This window comes from Mesorhizobium sp. LjNodule214 (genome assembly GCF_964252735.1).
In the GTDB taxonomy this organism is placed as follows: domain Bacteria; phylum Pseudomonadota; class Alphaproteobacteria; order Rhizobiales; family Rhizobiaceae; genus Mesorhizobium.
Genome location: NZ_CAXUPE020000005.1, coordinates 137,576 through 156,139 on the forward strand (window position 1 = coordinate 137,576; position 18,564 = coordinate 156,139).

Genomic DNA, 18,564 nt, shown 5'->3' on the forward strand with positions numbered 1-18,564 from the left:
CTGCGGTCCGGAAATTACTAGCAGTTGGCACAATCAGATTACCGCCTCAGCGCGGTGATCATTCCCAATCGAGACGACTTGGCAGAGCTAGCAATCGATCCTAAATCACCTGGCGAGGTTTGGTATTCCGCTCGATAGTTGTCACGGCCAACGAAACGCCGGGTCACTCCTTCATCGCAAATGGCGGGTTCCGATGGCCGTATTTGTCATCCGCGGCGGCCCATGCATTCCAATCGATCGAGATTGGAAGGTTTTCATCATGCGCATCCCAAACTATGATCTCCCAGGCCGGATACTGTCCCCGACAATGCTTGGCATGTGCCTCGGCATCTTTCATGCCGTCGACATCGAACGTGAGGCCAAGCGCCGCGTCGGTAATGATGTCCGTCCACCAAAAGCGAACGCGCGTTGGCGACCAATTCATAAAGAGGCTGGTTTCTATGAGACCAACGAGTCCATTCTGGCCTGGGCGGCGCGCCAAGACGATTGCACCCTCTAGTTGGGCTCGGCTTCGTTTCCAGGACAAAACATTCGTCATTTGGATTCCGTTCATCGATGTAGCTTCGCCAGCGCCGGGCTCGATCCGTCGTCAGAATGAAAATGGCCAGTACCGTGTTTAGATGCCGCCACCACTCAGCGGCCGTGAAGTCCCTGGGCGCGGACTAAGTCCCCCCGCGCTCCGCGAGGATGGCCGCCAATTCCCGGCCCGCTATGCGGGATTGGGCACCGTCAATGTAGTGTTTTTCGGTCATGGCGAACGACCGATGTCCGAGCAGATCTTTGGCCGCCCGGATGTTCTCAGGGTCCACGACCGAGATGAAGGTGGCAGCAGCGTTCCGGAAGCGATGAGGACTCACCTCAAAGCCCAAACCTACGCGCGTCCATTTGATGATACGCCTCCTGATCATCTTGTCGGTCATTGGACGCCCTTCGTACGGCCAGAGACTATTGTGTGTGTCAGCACCCGGGAACTCCGGACGGATCTGATCAAGATAAATGTCCATGTAGCGAGATAGACGCTTTGACAACTCGTAATCTTGTGCGGTCCTGGTCTTGGTGTTTTCCGCTGGCACCGTCAGGTACCATCGCTGCCCGACACACACGACATGGTCGTCAAGCTGCAGAAGAGAGAAAGCTCCCCTGCGCATGGGAGCTTCCATCAGCGTCGCGATCAGGAGGCCATCGCGATAGGCGACAACACTGCTCTTCGTCAGACGCCCGAGAGCATTGGCCTTGATCAGCGCACGATCCATCAGGCGCAGGCCAACGGCATAGAGTTCCGGACTCAACACCCGTCGATGCTTGATTGGCTCCGCTTTTGCAGCAATCCGCCTGGAGATGCGGTAGAGCCACTGCCAGTCACGATCCGGACAAAACGCCCGGATCGTATAGAACAGACGTCCAAGGCGATGTGCGATGGTCGTCTCCCGGCAGTTTTCGCGGAGATACTCGACGTAGTCCTCGATGAACGACCGATCAATCCGCTCATGAGGCGGAAGTTTGAGAGCTTCGGGGAGAATGTGGGAAAGGAAGCCAAGCCACAGGCCGTAGTCGGCTTTCCTGCCATATTTGGTTGATGGAGCCAGAGAGGCTCCTGGTCCACTGTCAAAGATATCGTGCTGTTCGACTGCCAGCTCCCAGAGGCGTCTATCTTCGAGCGGCCAAGCCTCAAACGGCATGCTGGCCGCTTACTGGCGGCTCGTCCGGCTAGAGCCTTCATTGCGCAACGCGCTTCCGTAGCGCAGAGTTGCCGTGTGTAGTTGAGGGATAGCAATGGCCACTCGTCCAGCGTCTCCGTCACAAGAAGTAGCGGTCAGCGGGCTTCGCGACCCCGGCGTTCGGGCTGACTACAAGCCTGAGTTCAACGGCAAGAAGTGCGTGAACCCGTCTTTGCGCCTACGGCAAATAGATGAGCTCGGGTCTCCAATCGATAGAATGAAGCTCATGTGGCCCGATGCTACTTAAGGGACGGCAACCCGGTTTTTGCGGCCCAACAAGCCAGTTGGCTTTAGGGGTCAGATATGAGCAAAACGACTCTCTGTGCTATCGCTATCCTCGCGATCAGCGTCGGCTGTGCCGAAGCCAGGGACCGCAAGGTCCCGCCGGCTTGCATCGCGTCAAGCCCGCTCTTCGAGGTCCTGGGTGGCAAGTGTTTTCTCGTCAAAGGTTCGATGATCTATGGCGACATCGCCGATCTTTCCCAGATAATTCACTTGGGCTGGTAGCCAGGGGGCATCGGCGCCAGACGTAAAGAAGGCCCGCTGGCGAGCTTCCCTCTCGTGCGCTATTGGCCGCATGGGCTCGCGCTGGACGTTCCAAGAACTGATCGACGCACGTGAATCGACTTCTGGCGCTCGGCAACGCCGACCGCCGGACCGTTTTCGTCCTCGGCGACCAGGATCGCCTTGGCGCCAATGTCGGAGAGATAGAAATCGAGTTCGTCGGCCCGGTAGGCGGGATTGAGCGGCGCCGTCGAAGCGGCGGACGCCACCGCGACGAAGGCCGTCGCCATTTCCGGTCCGTTGGGCAGCACGATGGCCACCCGATCACCACGGCCGACGCCGAGCGCATGCAACTGTTCGGCCGTCTCGCGGATCAGACTGCGCAATCCGCCATGCATGAGGGTCGTCCGGTCGGGCGCCGAGATCGCCGGCGCGCCGTCTGCACCTGCGGCGATCCGAGCGATGATCGATTTCGCCTCAGACAACCCTGACCTCGATGTCGCCAACACTGTCGATATGGCCGGTGAGAATGTCGCCGCGCTGGACGGCGCCAACGCCGGACGGCGTCCCCGAAAGGATAATGTCTCCGGGCATGAGCGTAAACAGGCCAGACAGGTAACTGATCATTTCAGACACCTTCCAGATCATCTGGTTGAGATCGCCCGTCTGCTTGCGCTGCCCGTTCAGGTCCAGCCAGATCGCACCTTGGGCGGGATGGCCGATCGCGCTTGCAGGAACCAGCGGGGTGCATGGCGCCGACGCCTCGAAGGCCTTGCCGACCTCCCATGGCCGACCGAGATCCTTGGCCACGGCCTGCAGGTCGCGCCGCGTCATGTCGAGGCCGACGCCGTAGCCGAAAACGCAGTCGAGCGCTTTGTCCGCCGGAATGTCCTTGCCGCCGCTTTTCAACGCCACCACCATCTCGATCTCATAGTGAACGTCGCTGGAAGCCGGCGGATAGGGAAATTCGCCGGACGTATTGAGGTTGTCGGGGTTCTTCTGGAAGAAGAAAGGCGGCTCCTTGTTCGGATCGTGGCCCATTTCGACGGCGTGCGCCGCATAGTTGCGGCCGACGCAATAGACCCGGTGCACCGGAAACAGCTTGTCGGACTGAGCGACCGGGATGGCCGGCATCGTGGTCGGTTCGATTGCGTAGTCTGCGCCGTGAATGTTCATTATCTTGCTCCTGCGTAGTATTCGACTTTGGCTTCGGCCCGCTCGATCAGTTCGGCGATCAGGAGGGCGAAGGCGAAAAGGATGATGGTGAGGGCCCAGAACTCGGCCATGCGGAAATTCCGCGAGAAGGTCTCGAAGAGTGCGCCATAGCCGACGATGGCGACCAGCAGTTGGCCGATCACAACGCCCTTCACGCCACGGATGAGGCCGAGCCTTATGCCGGCGAGGATTTCCGGCAGCGCCGCCCAGAGGATGATTTTCAGGTACAGCGCCCATCGCGAAGCGCCATAGGAGCGCGCCATCTCGATGAGCGACGGCGAGATATGCCGGACGCCGGCGCGGGTATCGAGGACGATGATCCAGATCGCAAACAGGAACACCGCCGCGACGATTGTCCTTTCGCCGAAGCCGAACAGGATCATCAGCACCGGCACCAGCGCCGAGAGCGGCGCGCTGGAAAAGATGTTCACCCACATGCCGAGCAAGTCGTCGGCGATCTTCACGCGGCCCATGAGAATGCCGAGCGGCACGCCGATCACAATCGACAGGACCATTCCGGTGAAAAAGGCGCGCAGCGTGGTGACCGTCGCGCTCTGCCAGGACGGAGTCTGCACCAGACCGACAGCCGCGCTCAGCACCTCGCTGAGGGGCGGCAGCAGGAAGACCAGATCGAGCCTGCCGACGATCTCCCACAGCACGCACCAGACAAGCAGCGATGCCATCATCGGGACGCGGTAGCCGAACAGGGTCATCTCAGGGCCTCATTCGGCATATTGCTTCAACCCCCGCCAGATTTCCTGAACCGTATCGAGATAGAGCTTGTCGCGGTGAATGAGGTCGGGGTCGCCGGAGCGGTCGATCTCGGGCTCGATGATCTGCGAAACCCTGCCGGGCCGGGGCGACAGCAGCACGATGCGGTCGGATATGTAGACCGCCTCCTCTATCGAATGCGTGACGAAGATGAAGGTCTTGTTCTGGTTGCTGCGCAACCTGATCAGGTCTTCCTGAAATTTCCGCCGGTTCTGCTCGTCAACAGCCGAGAACGGTTCGTCGAGAAGCAGCACGTCGGCATCGACCGCCAAGGCGCGCGCCAGACCAACGCGCTGGCGCATGCCGCCCGAAAGCTGGTGTGGATACTTATCCTCGAACCCAGCGAGCCCGACCTCGGCAATGTAGTGGCGGGCGATCTCCTCGCGTTCGGCTCTTGCCTTGCCGCGCAGTTCGAGCCCGAAGGCGACGTTGCGGAGCGCGGTTGCCCACGGCATCAGCGCAAAATCCTGGAACACGAAGGCGCGCTCGGGTCCTGGCGCGCTGACCACCTTGCCGTCGATCGCGATTGTACCGGCATCGGCCTTGATCAGCCCGGCGATGATCTTGAGCAGCGTCGTCTTTCCGCAGCCGCTCGGGCCGAGCAGGCTGGTCAGCTTGCCCCTGGGAAAGTCGAGGTCTATGCCGCGCAATGCCTCGGTGCTCCCGTAGCTCTTGGAGATTCCCCTCACCTCGACGATCTGATCGATTGGCGCGGGCATCGATGACGGTTCCTTTCGCAGTACAGCAGCGCGCATCTCAGGCTCCTCTTGTCTCGGGCCTGAAAACACGGACCTCGATCCACTGCAGCACAATCAGCGTCAGGGTCGAAAGCGCGATAATCGAGGCAATCGTTGCATACATTTCGGCATAGTCGGCGCGTGAACGGTGAAAGGTGATCAGGTCGCCGATTCCGGTCGGCGTGATCAGCAATTCGGCCAGCACGACGCCGACGAAGCCCGCCGCCACGCCCAGACGCAGACCCGCAAAAATGACCGGGCTGGCGTCGGGAAGGATGATCCGTGTAACCACTTGCCAGCGCGTTCCAAGGAACGAGCGGCACATGACGACGAGCGACTCGTTGACGTTTCGCACCGCCTTGTAGGTGTTGAGCACGATGACCGGCAAAGCCAGTATCATCACCGCAAGCGTCTTGGCGGTCATGCCGATGCCGTAGACGAAAGTCACCATCGGGATGAAGGCCGCGACGGGTGCGGCCTGCAGCACGATAAACACCGGGATCAGCAGCCATTCGCCGGTGCGCCACAGGCCGCACAGCGTTCCGAGGCCGACGCCGAGGAAAGCCGACAGCACTATGCCGAGCAGCAAGGGTTGCAGCGTCGAAACATACGCCAGAGGCAGGCTGCCGTCGGCAATCAGCCCGATGAAGGCGGTGAAAGTGGCCGAGAAGGTCGGAAACGCAAAGCTCACGGGTATGCGGCCGGCGATTTCCCAGATGCCCGCAAAAAGAGCGATGGAGACCAGCCTGAGAAGAACTGGCTGGTCCCGCCATCCACCCACCTCGCCGCGTGCTGAAAGGGTAGCGAGACCAACGGCCTCGCTTTCCGTCCTGATGCCGGTCGCCATCCGCCAGACCTATTTCTTGCCGAGCTTGGCAACGGCGCGGTCGATAGCGGCGACGTCCCAAAAGTCCTCGACCTTAAGGGAGGCCGGGTCGCCTTCGATCTGGCCGGCCAGGCTGAAGAACGCAAAGTCGTCTGCTGCGGCCTCCGCGCCGCCGCCGTTCAGCACCAGGCTGCCGGCGCCCGCCGTCTCCTTGTAATATTCGGAGATTTCCGTGTCGGCCTCCGCGCCAAGGTCGGGCAGCAGCTTGTACTTGTTGCGAAACTCGACCGCGACGGCGGGGTTCTCGGTGATCTCGCGCGCCGTCTTCATCAGTTCCTCGACGAGGATATCGACATCGGCGGCATTGTTCTTCAGGTAGTCGGCGGTGGCGAACAGACCTTCGTCGGTGGCGCTGAGGTCATCGACGGGCAGCACGATGAACTTGCCGGGCGCTTCTGCCTCGAGCGCACGCCGATTGGCCGCGTCAACGATTGAGGCTTTCAGCGTGCCCTGGATAAGCGCGTTGCGCCGAACCTCGGAGCCCGGGACGTAGCTGACGGTGCCGAGCTTGATACCGTGGGTTTTGGCCATCAGGAGCATGACGGCCTCTGTCCCGGAGCCGCGCGCCTGCACCGCCACGTCCTGTCCGTCCAGATCCTTCCATTCCTTGTAGAATTCACTGTTGACCACCGGGAAGAAGCGCAGCGTCGAAATCTGCGCAAACAGACGAATGGGAACGCCCACCTTCTGGATCAGCGTATAGGGTGCGCCGATGCCGACATCTGCCTGGTTGCCGACGATGGCTTGCGCAGCCAGATCTTCGTCGTTGAGGATGATCAGCTCGACGTTTACTCCGCGCTCCTTCGCGCGTTCGATGGCCGTGAGTGTCTGGATGGATTCGATTCCCGGCAAATCCCCGAACGCGATCCGCATATCGCCGGCGCTGGCAGCCTCGATCGACATTGCACTGCCGATCGCCGCGGCGAGCGCTGTTGCAAGGACGGCACGTCTGGTCAACCTGGTCATTTTGCTTCCTCCCGTTTTTCTTGTAACCAATTCTGTAAATGGTTAGGGATTTCAGCCAGATTGGTCAAGCAGTAATTCGCGCCGGGTTGCGATTGACTCGTGATCCGTGGCCCGCAATTCGGATGTTGACGGATTCAACCAATCAATTTATCACCAAGCACAAGAATCAATCGCGAATTGGTTAAACCAATGGATATTGTCGGAGACGGCGGCCACGCCGCGCTGGTGCAGCTTCAGGCCTATCTGGCGCAGATGGACCTGTCCGGCGAAACGCGGCTGCCGGCCGAGCGGGAGCTTTGCGAAAGCCTCGGCGTTTCGCGTGGCGATTTGCGCAAGGCGCTGGCAGTGCTCGAGAAGGACGGTCGCATCTGGCGCCACGTCGGCAAGGGCACCTTCGTCGGAAGCGGCCCGATCGAAGAGACGATCGGCATTTCGGAAATCGCCGGGCGCACCAACCCGGCTGATGTGATGCGCGCGCGCCTTATCATAGAGCCGGAAATCGCGCGCGAGGCAGCACTGCATGCCACGCTTGACGACATAGCCGCGATGCGGAAGTCGCTCGCCCAGACGCGCGAAGCCGCAACATGGCGGCAATACGAGAACATCGACAATCTGCTTCACCGCCAGATCGCTGAGGCGAGCAGCAACAAGGTGCTGCTCGGCCTGTTCGACGTGCTGAATGCCGTGCGGCGTACCGTGGTGTGGGGCCGACTGCGTGCCGATGGTGCGCGCCCCCCGGCCGACCATCACAGTTTTGCCGATCACGAGAGGATCGTGGAAGCCATTGCCGAACGTGATCTTGCAGGCGCTGCGACCGCTATGCGCCTGCATCTGCTGCAGGTCGGTCGACGTTTAATTCCGGTCCATGAGGCTGCTGAATAGCCCGCTTCGAACTCGCCGTGGTCACCGGCGGCGGCCGAGGCATTGGGCTCGCGTGCGCGGATGCGCTTGGCGAGGCCGGGGCGCGGTTGGTCATCATCGAGCCCGATGAGCAGATCGACAGTGCCGGCAAGGATGCATTGACCGCGAAAGGGTATTCGGCCGAACTGATGCTCGGCGACGTCACTTCGTCGGCAGGGATGACCGAGATCGCCGACAACTAGCCGCTCGGGGCACGCCGGCCTCGATCCTCATGAACAATGCCGGTTTCGGCAGCAGCGGCATTTCGTCGGAAGATGTCGGCGATGGACTGTGGCTGTGGATGAACGTCAACGTCAACGGCGTCTTCTGGTGCTCTCGCGCTTTCGGCCGGCACATGGCACGCTTCGCTGAAGGGTCTTTCGAAGCCGGGAGTGTTGAACTACGTGTGACGGGTGCCATCAACAAGACGGAGAAAATTGACGAACGGGCCCAATACCATTTCGCTCAAAAGTCACAGGCTTACCCGCTAGTGCTCAATTCAAAGAATTAAGCGTAAAGCGTTGATATATAAATATTTGATGGACCCCGGGAGACGTATTCAAATCGTTGATTGAAGCCGATGGCCTTGCCTGACTTCGCCCGCTTCGGCGCCGCGTCCGCCAGCTTCAGTATAAAAGGCGCAGGCTCCCAGCGCCGCTGCGACTGACGTACAACTGGGCAGCGGGCGCACTTCGCACACCTGCACAATATTTGGGCGGCCTGCCGCTCCAACGGCATCGGATCGTGACAGTGCTTTCAAAAAGCCCCGACAGGCACCGACTTCGGTGGTTTGGCATGTCTGTTGCTTTGCCTTGGCGACCTATCGGTTTTGTCCAGTCAGAAGGGAAAAAATGATGAACCGTCACAACGCGTGCATGCTGGCCTTCGCCGCCATGCTTGGAATGACCATGGCTCCGTCTTCGCAGGCGCGGGCTGACGCCTTGAGCGACATCGGCGCGCGGGGCAGTGTCCGCATCGCGGTCCCCCAGGATTTCCCGCCTTTCGGCAGCGTCGGCACCGACATGGCGCCGCAAGGCTACGACATCGACATGGCCAACCTGATTGGCGAAAAGCTCGGCGCCAAGGTCGAGATCGTTCCGGTCACCAGCGCCAACCGCATTCCCTATCTTCAGACCAACAAGGTCGACCTGGTCATATCCAGCCTCGGCAAAAACCCCGATCGCGAGAAGGTCATCGACTTTTCGGCCGCCTACGCTCCTTTCTTCAATGGCGTGTTCGCTCCTGCCGATGTCGCGGCGGCGAAGCCGGAAGACCTCGCCGGCAAGACCGTTGGCGTCACCCGCGGCGCGATCGAGGATCTCGAACTGACCAAGGTCGCGCCGGCGAGCGCCGACATCAAGCGCTACGAAGACAACAACGGCACCATTTCGGCTTTCCTCTCGGGCCAGGTCGAAGTGATCGCGACGGGCAACGTCGTTGCCGCCGCCATCCTCGAGAAGAACCCACCAAAGCGGCCCGAACTCAAATTCCTGATCAAGAACTCGCCTTGCTACATTGGCATGAACAAGGGGGAACTGGCGCTTGCGGCCAAGATCAACGAAATCATCGCCGCCGCGAAGTCCGACGGGTCCCTTAACGCGATCTCGCAGAAATGGCTGAAGGCGGACCTGCCGGCGGACCTGTGATCGTCGCGTGGCCGGTGTCGGTAGCAGCCCATGATCTATCACTTCGATTTCGGCTGGCTGGTCGACTATTTTCCGGTCCTGCTCAAGGGCATCCGGATCACCGTTCAGCTCACCCTGGTCGGTGCGCTTCTCGGCGTGGCGCTGGGCACCGCCTGTGCCTGGGTCCGTGCACTCGGGCCGAACTGGCTGAAACCCGTTGTGGCGGTGTATGTCGAACTGATCCGCAACACGCCCTTCCTCATCCAACTGTTCTTCATCTTCTTCGGCCTGCCGTCGCTCGGCATCAAGATGTCGGAACTCACCGCCGCCAACCTCGCCATGATCGTGAACCTCGGCGCCTACAGCTGCGAGATCATCCGCGCCGGCATCCAGGCCACGCCGCGCGGACAGTTCGAGTCCGGCGCCAGCCTCGCCATGACTCCGTTCCAGACCTTCTGGTACGTGGTCCTGGTCCCGGCGCTGCAGCGCATCTGGCCGGCGCTGTCGTCGCAGATCGTCATCGTCATGCTGGGTTCGGCGGTCGTTTCCCAGATCGCGCCCGAAGACCTGACCTTCGCCGCCAACTTCATCCAGTCGCGCACGTTCAGGGCCTTCGAAACCTACATCGTCTCCACCCTGATCTATCTGGCCCTCGCCATCCTGCTGCGCCAGCTTTTGGCCGGCCTCGGCCGGATGCTGTTTCCAAGGAAGGCGTCGCGATGAGACACGCGCCATGACTCAGTTCACCTTCTGGGACATCCTGCGCAATCTGCTTCTGGCCACGCGCTGGACCATCCTGCTGTCGCTGGTTTCCTTCATCGGCGGCGGGGTGGTCGGCGCGGCCCTGCTGTTCCTGCGCATCGGCGGCCGGCGCTGGGCGCAGCTCCTGTCTCGCGGCTACATCGAACTGTTCCAGGGCACGCCGCTGCTGATGCAGCTGTTTCTCGCCTTCTTCGGCCTCGGCCTGTTCGGCATAGACGTTCCCGCCTGGCTCGCCGCCGGCGTCGCGCTCGTCCTGTGGACTGCCGCCTTCCTCGCCGAAATCTGGCGCGGCTGCGTCGAGAGCATCGCCAGGGGCCAGTGGGAGGCGTCCGCCAGCCTCGGCATGGGTTACCTCCAGCAGATGCGCTACGTCATCCTGCCGCAGGCGCTGAAAGTGGCTGTGCCGCCCACCGTCGGCTTCTCGGTGCAGGTAGTCAAGGGCACGGCGCTGACCTCCATCATCGGTTTCGTCGAACTGTCGAAGGCCGGTTCGATCGTCACCAATGCCACGTTCCAGCCGTTCACTGTCTATGGGCTGGTCGCGCTCATATACTTTGCCTTGTGCTGGCCGCTGTCGAAATCGAGCCAACTGCTGGAAAGGAAGCTCAATGTCGCTCATCGCAATCACTGAGGTGAAGAAGCGCTTCGGCGACAACGAGGTGCTGAAGGGGATTTCCATCGACGTTGCGCCAGGCGAGGTCGTCGCCATCATCGGTAAGAGCGGTTCCGGCAAGTCGACGCTGCTGCGCTGCATCAACGGGCTGGAGACCATCGATGAAGGTTCGATCATCGTCGCCGGCGCCCAGTTCCTGCCCGACGAGACGCATCTCAAGGCGCTGCGTCTGAAGGTCGGCATGATCTTCCAGCAGTTCAACCTGTTTCCGCACCTGACGGCTGGTGGCAACGTCATGCTGTCGCAGATGGTGGTCAAGAAGACGCCGAAGAAGGATGCCGAAGCGATCGCCCGAAAGATGCTCGAACGCGTCGGCCTCGCCCACAAGTTCGACGCCTTGCCGGACGAACTGTCTGGTGGCCAGCAGCAGCGCGTCGCGATCGCCCGTGCACTTGCAATGCAACCCATCGCGCTTCTATGCGACGAGATCACCTCGGCACTCGATCCCGAACTCGTCGCCGAAGTGCTGGCCGTCGTCAAGGAACTGGCGGCGGAAGGCATGACGCTGGTGATGGTCACGCATGAGATGCGTTTTGCCCGCGATGTCTGCTCGCGCGTCGTCTTCATGCATCAGGGCCGGGTCCACGAGATTGGCCCTCCAGAAGAGGTCTTCGCCAGCCCCAGAACACCGGAGCTCAGGCAATTTCTCGGAGCGAGTTAGTTGGTGTAGCCGCCGCTCACCTTGTTCTTCAGACAGAGAGAATTCAATGCGACGGTTTGGCGATCAAGCTCGCCCAATCGGCTATGAAGCGCGCGCGCTGGATCTGGTCTTGCGCGGCAAGCAACGAGGGACCAACGCGAATGGGCCGCCCTATTCCCGATTCCATTAGCGCTGCTGGTCCGTCGACCCCGTCGGGCAAGGGCGACTTCTCGGAAAAGAAAAAGGCCTGCTCGCGCGCGACACGCTGGCCGCGCTCCGACAGCAGATAGTCGAGAAATCGCGCGGCGAGATCGCGGTTGCCGGTAGTTGTCGGGATCAACACGCCCCTCGAGAGGATTAGCGCATAGTCGCGCGGCACCACGATCTTTAATTCGGATTCTTGAGGTAGGCAGCATAGGCGTAGGATCCCAGGATGTTGTACGCGATACAGATGTTGCCGACGGCGAGTTCGCCGAGGACCTCGGCATTGCAGCAACGTTTGACTGCTTCCGCGCGACTGAAGCCAAGCAGTCGCCCATAAATCGTCGGAGCCTGTCGTGCGTCTCTTGCGGGCGTGCCTGCTAGGGCCGGGGTCGCAAGAACAAGCGGTGGCACCGGTGCTACGAAAACGACCTGGACCGCCGCCTGGGGTCGCCGTCAACCTGGCGCGCCGCGCCGGCGAATAGGGCATGTTGGCTTTGAGCATCAGGCAGTAAGCAGAACTGGTCCATGGTCGCAGAACTCAACGCCGACTTTCTGGCCTGCCTCGAACTGCGCGTCGACATTTGTCGAAATCGCGAACACCGCGCCGAATTCGGTATCGACCATGAATTCCAGATGGCTGCCGACATAGGTGACCTTCTGCAGCGTGCCGGGAAGCGTTCCGGGGGCGCCCGCGCTGCAGATTTCGATGCGGCCCGGCCTTACCGCCAGCCTGGCAGGGCCCCGCCTTTGGTCACGTGCCGGCAATTTCAACGACAACGGGCCGAGTTCCACCGTCGCCACATCCTTCTCTACGTCCGTTATCCGGCAATCGAAGATATTCGCCTCGCCTATGAAATCGGCGACGAAGGCGCTTGACGGCGCGTCATAGAGGTCGCGCGGCGTGCCATCCTGGGCGATCACTGCGTTGTTCATGACGATGATGCGGTCGGAGACCGCGAGCGCCTCTTCCTGGTCATGGGTGACATAGACCACCGTCAGCCCAAGGTTCCGCTGGATCTCGCGGATTTCCTCGCGAACATGTCGCCGCAGCTTGGCGTCGAGGTTGGAGAGCGGCTCGTCGAACAACAGCACTTGCGGTTCCAGCACCAGGGCGCGGGCTACCGCCACACGCTGCTGCTGGCCGCCGGACAGCTGGCTGGGCAAGCGATCGCCGAAGCCGCTGAGGCCGACGAGTTCCAAGCCAGCCTTCGCCTTGTCGGCGGCGTCCTTCTTGCTGAAGCCGGAAAACTTCAGGCCGTATTCGACATTCTCTCGGACTGTCATATGCGGAAACAGCGCGTAGGACTGGAAGACCATCGACACGTCGCGGTCAGTCGCCGGCAGTCGCGTCACGTCGGCGCCCCCGATCAGGATCTGGCCGCTGGTGGCAAGTTCGAGGCCAGCGATCATGCGCAAGGTCGTCGTCTTGCCGCAACCGGACGGTCCCAGCAGCGTCACCAGGTTGCTCGCCTCAATGAACAGCGAGATGTCGTTGACCGCCGCCGCCTTGCTCCTTCCGTAGACCTTGGTGACGTTCCTGAACTCCACCGAGGCGGCGTTGCTTTTGATCTCAGCCATGTTCGATCATGTTCTCGTTCGTGCTTCTATCCGGCGCCCGCCACGCCGACATTGGTGCGGGACTGTGAAAGATCGGTTTCCACGTGGCGCCGCCCGACGGCGAGCTGCATCAGCCCGATGACGGCCAACATCACGCCGATAAGGACGGCCGAATAGGCGATGGCGATGCCGTATTCGTTGTTCTCGACGCGGCCGACGATGTAGCTGGTCGACATGTTGTATTGCGCACTGACCAAGAAGATGATGGCACTGATCGCCGTCATCGCACGGACGAATGAATAGATCAGCGCCGCCAGGATAGCCGGCCGCAGCAGCGGCAGCACCACCTTGCGGAAGGTTTGCCAGGAATTGGCGCCGAGCGTCAGCGACGATTCATCGAGTAGGCGTCGCGTCAACAAATTGCGCGTCGGGGACATAGGGTTGGAGGAACTTATCATAGAAAGCGCGGCAGCCAGACAGCTTGCCCTCTTGTTGGACAATCACAACGTCTAGCGCGCAATTGGTCAAGCCGGGCTGATCGGCCGTGTAAAGCACCTGCTCGCTGTTCATGCACGGCACCACGACGGCAACCAACGCCGCAAGTACCTCTACGATCCCTACCAGACCAAGCCGGGTCTCAAAGACGACCGAACTCGTTAAGCAACTCTTCAAGTGTTTTCCCTTGGGCGACCCATTCGCGGGTCTTCTGTTCGCGCGCTGCCTGTTCGCGCGCGAGCCCCACGACCGCTTCGGCGCTGGCTACCGGCACGACGGTCACGCCGATCGTGTCGGCAACCACGAAATCGCCGGGATTGATAGGTACGCCGCCGCATTGAATTGGCACGTTGATCGAGAGCTCATCCTTTCGGCCTGAATACATTGTGTGCGTGCCTCGCGCCGTGATGGCGCGGGCCCATATCGGCCAGCCGATCGCCTCAAGCTCGTCGATGTCGCGGCCGGAGCCATCGATGATCATGCCGCGAATGCCGCGGTTCCTGGCGAGCCCGCCCATCAGCCCGCCGCACACCGAGGTCTGCCGGTCGCCGCCCGCGTCGACGACGATGATGTCACCATCCCTGCCCATCTCGATTGCCCTGAGCGGGTCAACGAGGTCTCCCGGCGAGAGCTGGACCGTGAGGGCCTGGCCGACGATTCTCGCCGGAAACGGCGGCTTGATCTCCGAATCCATCACGCCCTGACGGTATTGAGCGTCGGCAAAGACGCATGAGGCGCTGTAGCATTTGGCGACCTCTTCGAACTTCGCAAGCAGCACCGGCTGCCGCTCGAAATCGTTGAACACCTTTAGCATCGCATGACCTCCCTCATCTTCGTACCGGCGTTCGCGCCAGCTCTACTGCGTTAATCGGGTTGAGCGGCATGCCGCCGGTCAGCACGCGCGCGACTTCAGACGCGGCGGTTTCGCGGGCAATTCGGATCGACTCTTCGGAATAGTACGCCGCGTGGGGTGTGACGATGACATTGGGGAGCGAGAACAGCCGATTGCTGCTTGGGTTCCACTTGGCGAGCTTGGCCGGCTCCTCTTCCGGATCATCCAGGCCGGCGCCGGCGATGCGGCCTTCGGTCAGTGCCCGATAGAGCGCGCGGTTGTCGATGGTCGGACCACGGCCGGTATTGACGATAATTGCCCCCTTCTTCACCTGGCGGAATTCCGTCTCACCCAGGAAATGCCGGGTCTCGGGGGTGATCGGCACCTGCATCATCAGATAGTCGGAGTTTTGGAGAATCTCTGCCTTGCCGACGCTGCGCGCGCCTTTCGCCTCGGCGACGCCCTTCTCGATGTACGGATCATGAACAAGGATATCGACGCCGAAGCCTTTGGCGCGCTCGGCAATCGCCCGGCCGATCTTGCCGAAGGAGACAATGCCCATCGTGCGTCCCTTCAACCGATGGATCGGTTGCCCGGTCTGCCAACGCCAGATCCCCTCATGGGTCGCGGTGTTGTATTGGAAAAGCTTGCGGGCGAGCGCAAGCCACAGCCCGATCGCATGGTCGGCGACCTCGTCGGTGCAATAGTCGCGGACATTGGTGACAAGGATGCCCTTGGCGGTCGCGGCGTCGACATCTACGATGTCGACGCCGACGCCATAGCGGGCGATCACCCGGCAGCGCTGCATGCGTTCGATTGTTTTCGCGCCGATGCGGGCATACTGGTTCATCACCGCGTCACAGTCGACCGCCTCAGCAGCCAGTTCCTCCTCCGACTTGGCCTGGAGCCCCACGACTCGCGCGCCGACTGCCTCCAGAACGGCCCGTTCGATGTCCAGATTGCCGTAATCGTAGTCGGTGATGACGACCTTGGGATGTTCTGCCATGCCGCGTCCCTCCCGCGCCTTAGACATAGGCGCCGGCCGAATAGGTGAGCTCGTAGGAATGGCTGTAGAGCTCGATGATGTTGCCGAAGGGATCCTCGCAATAGATCATGCGGTAGGGCTTTTCGCCGGGATAGTAGTAGCGGACCTGGCTCATCCGCTGGCGGCCGCCGAGGGACTCGATGAGCTTGACGCGCTCTTCGAGATGCTGGTCCTGCAAGCAGATGTGGAAGATGCCTGGACGCCAATATTCGAAGGGCCGCTCCTCCGGACGAGTCTTGGGGAACTCGAATAGCTCGATGCCAATGCCGTCGCCGGTCGAGAGGTGGGCGATCCGGAAACTTTCCCAGCCGGTCCCGAAGACGTCGTCGCACATCTGGCCGATGGCGCTGTCGTCCTGGGAGACCTTGGTCGGCCCCATGATCACATAGCAGTCGAAGGCCATCGAATAGAACTCAACAGCTCTTTCGAGGTCAGGGACCGTAATGCCGATGTGGGAGAAGGTTATGGCAGTCATTGATCTACCTTTCCTTTGCGTGTTGGCGCGGTGAGCGGGCCGACGACGAAGGCGAGTACACGGCCGACCTCGGCGCGCCACATGTCGACACCGACCGCGGTCACGATGATCGCGCCGATGATGACGTTCTGGGCTGAAGCCGGCACGGCGTTGAGGTTGAGCGCGTTCTGGACGATCACGATGGTAAGCGCGCCGATCACGGTGCTCACGATCTCGCCGCGACCGCCGGCGAGACTTGCGCCGCCGATCACTGCGGCGGCGATCGCCGATAGCTCCATCCCAACGCCATAATTGGGCGAGCCGGAATTGAGCCGTGCGGCCATGAGCACGGCGCCGACCGCCGCCATCGCGCCGGCAATGACGAAGGCAAGGAAGCGCGTGCGGGCGACATTGAGCCCGGAGAGCGCCGCCGCTTGCGGGTTACCGCCGACCGCGTAGATCGTGCGGCCGAAGGCGGTGTAGCGCATGACGAAGAAGGCGAGTGCGTAGAGGCCGACGACGTAGAAGAGCGGCAGCGGCACCCCGAGAAGCGAGCCGTAGAAGATCGGCTCGAGTATCGGGTGCACGGAGAATACCGGCGAGCCGTTGTTGAACATGAAGGCGGTGCCGCGGAACGCCGAGAGTGCCGCGAGCGTGGTGATGAACGACGGGATACGAAGGTAGGCGGTGAGGACGCCGTTCACGGCGCCAAGGAGCACGCCGATCAGAAGGACGAGCAGAATCGCCAACGGCAGCGGCACGCCCCCGAATTTGATCGTCATGGCGAAAACCATAGTCATCAATGCGATGGCCGAACCGGGGGAAAGGTCGATGCCGCCGGTGAAGATCACGATGGTCGAGCCGATCGCAACGATCGCAACGATGCTCACCTGCAGAATGAGGTTGGACAGATTGCCGACATCGAGAAAGCGGTTGGTGGTGAGCGCGACGACGACAGCCACCAGGAGAAGGGCAGCAAGCGGACCGACGATCTGGTTGCTCACCAACCGCTTCATGCGGCAAGCTCCTCCTGGTCGGCGGAGGCCTTGACCAGGTCGGCCTTGTCGAGGCTCCTGGCATCGCGGATTGCGACGATCCTTCCGCGGCTTACAATGCCGATCCGGTCGCTCATCGCGAGCAGCTCGTCATAGTCGGAGCTGATCAGGATGACGCCCTTGCCGGCGGCTGTAAGCTCGTTGATGAGCTGATACACGGCGATCTTGGCCCCGACATCGATACCTTGGGTCGGCTCGTCGAGAACGAAAAGCTCGGCCTCCGCGAACAGCCACCGGGCAATCACGATCTTCTGCTGGTTGCCGCCGGAAAGCTCGCCGACCAGCGCCGTCCCGGCAGTCGGCGTGATTCTGAGGCTCTGGATCAGGCCGTGTGCAAGGCGTCGTTCGCGGGCGTGGTCGAGCATGGCTCGGTGCGTGATCCGGCCGAGCCCGGCGATCGAGATGTTCTCGAGCCCGCTGAAATTGAAGAAGAGCCCGTCGGATTTTCGATTCTCCGGCACAAGCGCGATCCCGGCGGCGATCGCGTCGCGCGAGGACAGAAGCTTGAGCGATTTGCCGCGGAGCCGGATTTCGCCTTGCCGAAGCACATCGACCCCGAACAGGGCGCGGGCGATTTCGGTGCGGCCGGAGCCGAGCACGCCGCCAAGGCCGAAGACCTCGCCGCGGCCAACCGTAAAGCTAGCGCCGGTGACGCGGTTGCTCGTGTGGATGGAGCGCACGTCGAGGAGGGCGTCACCCGTGGCATTCGCCGCCTTGGGAAAGTGTTCGTCGACGCGGCCGACCATCTTACGGACAATGGCCCTGATCTCGACCGGCGTTTCCGCTGCGTTCGATACCACGCGCCCATCCTTGAGGATCGTTGCTTCGTCGACGAGTTCAACGACCTCGTCTAGGCGATGCGAGATGTAGAGGATGATCCTGCCATCGTCCCTGAGGCGCAGGAGAAGGCGATGAAGCTCGGCGATCTCGTCGGGGCCGAGGGCGGTGGTCGGCTCGTCGAGAATGATCATCGAGGCGTTGGCCGCGATCGCCTTGGCGATCTCCACGAGTTGCTGGCCGGCGGTTGAGAGTTCGCCCACGATCGCGTCCGGGTCGATCGCGACGTGGATGCGGCCAAGCACGCGCCGGGCTCCCTCGCGCATTGCCGGCCAGTCTATCCGCCATCGGTTTCGCGGAAGCCGGCCGAGATAGATGTTTTCCGCGACCGATAGCGTTTGGACGAGCGAGAACTCCTGAAAGACCGTGGCGATCCCCGCGCGCCGCGCGGCGATCGGGTCGGAAAGCACGACCGGCCGGCCCGCACACAGGATCTCGCCCGAATCGGGCTGATGCACCCCGCACAGCACCTTGACAAGCGTGGACTTGCCGCAGCCATTCTCGCCGAGCAGGCCGTGAATCCGCCCGGCAACGAGGCTGAGCGACACGGAATCGTTCGCCACGACGCCGGGGAAACGCTTGGTCACGTTCCTCAGCTCCCAGACGGGAACGCTCTCTTCCATAGCTCTCCACGCGATCCTTGCTTTGCCCGAGCGGGTGGTCCGGCCGAGCGAGGGAAGGTGCTGCT

The 18,564-nt window shown here is 61.7% G+C and carries 23 protein-coding genes and 1 pseudogene; 8 read left to right on the forward strand and 16 right to left on the reverse strand.

All coding sequences use genetic code 11. The features are described 5' to 3' along the window. Positions 1 to 163 precede the first annotated feature (163 nt). Positions 164 to 538 (reverse strand): hypothetical protein, encoded by a 375-nt coding sequence (locus ACSQ3Z_RS34310; protein ID WP_436175562.1) that lies wholly within the window; start codon positions 536 to 538, stop codon positions 164 to 166. 124 nt (positions 539 to 662) lie between these two features. After that, complete coding sequence (locus ACSQ3Z_RS34315) at positions 663 to 1,679, reverse strand: tyrosine-type recombinase/integrase (RefSeq protein WP_436175563.1); 1,017 nt, start codon at positions 1,677 to 1,679, stop codon at positions 663 to 665. 342 nt (positions 1,680 to 2,021) lie between these two features. Between ACSQ3Z_RS34315 and ACSQ3Z_RS34320 the strand changes: the two genes are divergently transcribed. After that, positions 2,022 to 2,225, forward strand: a complete 204-nt coding sequence (locus ACSQ3Z_RS34320) for a hypothetical protein (protein ID WP_436175564.1) — start codon at positions 2,022 to 2,024, stop codon at positions 2,223 to 2,225. 59 nt (positions 2,226 to 2,284) lie between these two features. Here the strand turns inward: ACSQ3Z_RS34320 and ACSQ3Z_RS34325 are convergent, their stop codons facing one another. Genes ACSQ3Z_RS34325 through ACSQ3Z_RS34350 form a run of 6 tightly spaced genes read right to left on the reverse strand, consistent with a single transcriptional unit; the run spans position 2,285 to position 6,797 of the window. Beyond that, positions 2,285 to 2,707: an AMP-binding protein gene (locus tag ACSQ3Z_RS34325; protein ID WP_436175565.1), complete on the reverse strand. Its 423-nt coding sequence runs from the start codon at positions 2,705 to 2,707 to the stop codon at positions 2,285 to 2,287. Next, on the reverse strand, positions 2,700 to 3,398 hold the full coding sequence (locus ACSQ3Z_RS34330; RefSeq protein ID WP_436175566.1) for a fumarylacetoacetate hydrolase family protein: 699 nt from the start codon (positions 3,396 to 3,398) through the stop codon (positions 2,700 to 2,702). Before ACSQ3Z_RS34330 ends, ACSQ3Z_RS34325 begins: the two co-directional genes overlap by 8 nt. Continuing rightward, a complete protein-coding gene (locus tag ACSQ3Z_RS34335) occupies positions 3,398 to 4,150 on the reverse strand; it encodes an ABC transporter permease (RefSeq protein ID WP_436175567.1) in 753 nt (250 codons plus the stop codon). Before ACSQ3Z_RS34335 ends, ACSQ3Z_RS34330 begins: the two co-directional genes overlap by 1 nt. Positions 4,151 to 4,159: 9 nt before the next feature. Then, positions 4,160 to 4,963: an ABC transporter ATP-binding protein gene (locus ACSQ3Z_RS34340; RefSeq protein WP_436175568.1), complete on the reverse strand. Its 804-nt coding sequence runs from the start codon at positions 4,961 to 4,963 to the stop codon at positions 4,160 to 4,162. Position 4,964: 1 nt separating this feature from the next. Then, on the reverse strand, positions 4,965 to 5,792 hold the full coding sequence (locus tag ACSQ3Z_RS34345; RefSeq protein ID WP_436175569.1) for an ABC transporter permease: 828 nt from the start codon (positions 5,790 to 5,792) through the stop codon (positions 4,965 to 4,967). Positions 5,793 to 5,801: 9 nt separating this feature from the next. Beyond that, positions 5,802 to 6,797, reverse strand: coding sequence for an ABC transporter substrate-binding protein (locus ACSQ3Z_RS34350; protein WP_436175570.1), 996 nt, complete (start codon positions 6,795 to 6,797; stop codon positions 5,802 to 5,804). Positions 6,798 to 6,986: 189 nt separating this feature from the next. On the opposite strand from ACSQ3Z_RS34350, the gene ACSQ3Z_RS34355 reads away from it, so the two are divergent. From ACSQ3Z_RS34355 to ACSQ3Z_RS34385, 7 genes are all read left to right on the forward strand, one after another. Then, on the forward strand, positions 6,987 to 7,679 hold the full coding sequence (locus ACSQ3Z_RS34355; RefSeq protein ID WP_436175571.1) for a FadR/GntR family transcriptional regulator: 693 nt from the start codon (positions 6,987 to 6,989) through the stop codon (positions 7,677 to 7,679). A 17-nt stretch (positions 7,680 to 7,696) separates the two neighbouring features. Next, complete coding sequence (locus ACSQ3Z_RS34360; protein ID WP_436175572.1) at positions 7,697 to 7,900, forward strand: SDR family NAD(P)-dependent oxidoreductase; 204 nt, start codon at positions 7,697 to 7,699, stop codon at positions 7,898 to 7,900. A gap of 29 nt (positions 7,901 to 7,929) precedes the next feature. Then, positions 7,930 to 8,208, forward strand: a complete 279-nt coding sequence (locus ACSQ3Z_RS34365) for a hypothetical protein (RefSeq protein WP_436175573.1) — start codon at positions 7,930 to 7,932, stop codon at positions 8,206 to 8,208. Between the two features lie 364 nt (positions 8,209 to 8,572). Continuing rightward, entirely contained in the window at positions 8,573 to 9,343 is a 771-nt protein-coding gene (locus ACSQ3Z_RS34370; protein ID WP_436175676.1) for a transporter substrate-binding domain-containing protein, read from the forward strand. Between the two features lie 30 nt (positions 9,344 to 9,373). Continuing rightward, positions 9,374 to 10,045: an amino acid ABC transporter permease gene (locus ACSQ3Z_RS34375; protein WP_436175574.1), complete on the forward strand. Its 672-nt coding sequence runs from the start codon at positions 9,374 to 9,376 to the stop codon at positions 10,043 to 10,045. Positions 10,046 to 10,055: 10 nt separating this feature from the next. Further along, on the forward strand, positions 10,056 to 10,715 hold the full coding sequence (locus ACSQ3Z_RS34380) for an amino acid ABC transporter permease (protein ID WP_436175575.1): 660 nt from the start codon (positions 10,056 to 10,058) through the stop codon (positions 10,713 to 10,715). Next, on the forward strand, positions 10,693 to 11,418 hold the full coding sequence (locus ACSQ3Z_RS34385; protein ID WP_436175576.1) for an amino acid ABC transporter ATP-binding protein: 726 nt from the start codon (positions 10,693 to 10,695) through the stop codon (positions 11,416 to 11,418). The genes ACSQ3Z_RS34380 and ACSQ3Z_RS34385 overlap by 23 nt, the downstream gene beginning before the upstream one ends. A gap of 43 nt (positions 11,419 to 11,461) precedes the next feature. Here the strand turns inward: ACSQ3Z_RS34385 and ACSQ3Z_RS34390 are convergent, their stop codons facing one another. The 8 genes and pseudogenes from ACSQ3Z_RS34390 to ACSQ3Z_RS34425 all read right to left on the reverse strand — a co-directional run bounded on the left by ACSQ3Z_RS34390 (position 11,462) and on the right by ACSQ3Z_RS34425 (position 18,499). After that, a complete protein-coding gene (locus ACSQ3Z_RS34390) occupies positions 11,462 to 11,737 on the reverse strand; it encodes a hypothetical protein (protein ID WP_436175577.1) in 276 nt (91 codons plus the stop codon). A 365-nt stretch (positions 11,738 to 12,102) separates the two neighbouring features. Beyond that, entirely contained in the window at positions 12,103 to 13,179 is a 1,077-nt protein-coding gene (locus tag ACSQ3Z_RS34395) for an ABC transporter ATP-binding protein (protein WP_436175578.1), read from the reverse strand. A 26-nt stretch (positions 13,180 to 13,205) separates the two neighbouring features. Further along, positions 13,206 to 13,559 (reverse strand): annotated as a pseudogene (locus ACSQ3Z_RS34400) (ABC transporter permease subunit); the annotation flags it as partial. 236 nt (positions 13,560 to 13,795) lie between these two features. After that, on the reverse strand, positions 13,796 to 14,467 hold the full coding sequence (locus ACSQ3Z_RS34405; protein ID WP_436175579.1) for an RraA family protein: 672 nt from the start codon (positions 14,465 to 14,467) through the stop codon (positions 13,796 to 13,798). Positions 14,468 to 14,480: 13 nt separating this feature from the next. After that, entirely contained in the window at positions 14,481 to 15,491 is a 1,011-nt protein-coding gene (locus tag ACSQ3Z_RS34410) for a C-terminal binding protein (protein ID WP_436175580.1), read from the reverse strand. Between the two features lie 19 nt (positions 15,492 to 15,510). Beyond that, positions 15,511 to 16,005, reverse strand: coding sequence for a VOC family protein (locus ACSQ3Z_RS34415; protein ID WP_436175581.1), 495 nt, complete (start codon positions 16,003 to 16,005; stop codon positions 15,511 to 15,513). Further along, complete coding sequence (locus tag ACSQ3Z_RS34420) at positions 16,002 to 17,000, reverse strand: ABC transporter permease (RefSeq protein WP_436175582.1); 999 nt, start codon at positions 16,998 to 17,000, stop codon at positions 16,002 to 16,004. Before ACSQ3Z_RS34420 ends, ACSQ3Z_RS34415 begins: the two co-directional genes overlap by 4 nt. Continuing rightward, a complete protein-coding gene (locus ACSQ3Z_RS34425; protein ID WP_436175583.1) occupies positions 16,997 to 18,499 on the reverse strand; it encodes a sugar ABC transporter ATP-binding protein in 1,503 nt (500 codons plus the stop codon). Before ACSQ3Z_RS34425 ends, ACSQ3Z_RS34420 begins: the two co-directional genes overlap by 4 nt. Positions 18,500 to 18,564 lie beyond the last annotated feature (65 nt).

Excerpts from the sequence above, each read along its gene's own strand:
- ACSQ3Z_RS34310 (WP_436175562.1), bottom strand. The coding sequence starts at position 538 with ATGACGAATGTTTTGTCCTGGAAACGAAGCCGAGCCCAACTAGAGGGT.
- ACSQ3Z_RS34320 (WP_436175564.1), top strand. The coding sequence starts at position 2,022 with ATGAGCAAAACGACTCTCTGTGCTATCGCTATCCTCGCGATCAGCGTC.
- ACSQ3Z_RS34385 (WP_436175576.1), top strand. The coding sequence starts at position 10,693 with ATGTCGCTCATCGCAATCACTGAGGTGAAGAAGCGCTTCGGCGACAAC.
- ACSQ3Z_RS34375 (WP_436175574.1), top strand. The coding sequence starts at position 9,374 with ATGATCTATCACTTCGATTTCGGCTGGCTGGTCGACTATTTTCCGGTC.
- ACSQ3Z_RS34425 (WP_436175583.1), bottom strand. The coding sequence starts at position 18,499 with ATGGAAGAGAGCGTTCCCGTCTGGGAGCTGAGGAACGTGACCAAGCGT.
- ACSQ3Z_RS34395 (WP_436175578.1), bottom strand. The coding sequence starts at position 13,179 with ATGGCTGAGATCAAAAGCAACGCCGCCTCGGTGGAGTTCAGGAACGTC.
- ACSQ3Z_RS34420 (WP_436175582.1), bottom strand. The coding sequence starts at position 17,000 with ATGAAGCGGTTGGTGAGCAACCAGATCGTCGGTCCGCTTGCTGCCCTT.
- ACSQ3Z_RS34415 (WP_436175581.1), bottom strand. The coding sequence starts at position 16,005 with ATGACTGCCATAACCTTCTCCCACATCGGCATTACGGTCCCTGACCTC.
- ACSQ3Z_RS34370 (WP_436175676.1), top strand. The coding sequence starts at position 8,573 with ATGCTGGCCTTCGCCGCCATGCTTGGAATGACCATGGCTCCGTCTTCG.
- ACSQ3Z_RS34350 (WP_436175570.1), bottom strand. The coding sequence starts at position 6,797 with ATGACCAGGTTGACCAGACGTGCCGTCCTTGCAACAGCGCTCGCCGCG.
- ACSQ3Z_RS34365 (WP_436175573.1), top strand. The coding sequence starts at position 7,930 with ATGAACAATGCCGGTTTCGGCAGCAGCGGCATTTCGTCGGAAGATGTC.
- ACSQ3Z_RS34405 (WP_436175579.1), bottom strand. The coding sequence starts at position 14,467 with ATGCTAAAGGTGTTCAACGATTTCGAGCGGCAGCCGGTGCTGCTTGCG.
- ACSQ3Z_RS34340 (WP_436175568.1), bottom strand. The coding sequence starts at position 4,963 with ATGCGCGCTGCTGTACTGCGAAAGGAACCGTCATCGATGCCCGCGCCA.
- ACSQ3Z_RS34330 (WP_436175566.1), bottom strand. The coding sequence starts at position 3,398 with ATGAACATTCACGGCGCAGACTACGCAATCGAACCGACCACGATGCCG.
- ACSQ3Z_RS34315 (WP_436175563.1), bottom strand. The coding sequence starts at position 1,679 with ATGCCGTTTGAGGCTTGGCCGCTCGAAGATAGACGCCTCTGGGAGCTG.
- ACSQ3Z_RS34355 (WP_436175571.1), top strand. The coding sequence starts at position 6,987 with ATGGATATTGTCGGAGACGGCGGCCACGCCGCGCTGGTGCAGCTTCAG.
- ACSQ3Z_RS34345 (WP_436175569.1), bottom strand. The coding sequence starts at position 5,792 with ATGGCGACCGGCATCAGGACGGAAAGCGAGGCCGTTGGTCTCGCTACC.
- ACSQ3Z_RS34335 (WP_436175567.1), bottom strand. The coding sequence starts at position 4,150 with ATGACCCTGTTCGGCTACCGCGTCCCGATGATGGCATCGCTGCTTGTC.
- ACSQ3Z_RS34380 (WP_436175575.1), top strand. The coding sequence starts at position 10,056 with ATGACTCAGTTCACCTTCTGGGACATCCTGCGCAATCTGCTTCTGGCC.
- ACSQ3Z_RS34410 (WP_436175580.1), bottom strand. The coding sequence starts at position 15,491 with ATGGCAGAACATCCCAAGGTCGTCATCACCGACTACGATTACGGCAAT.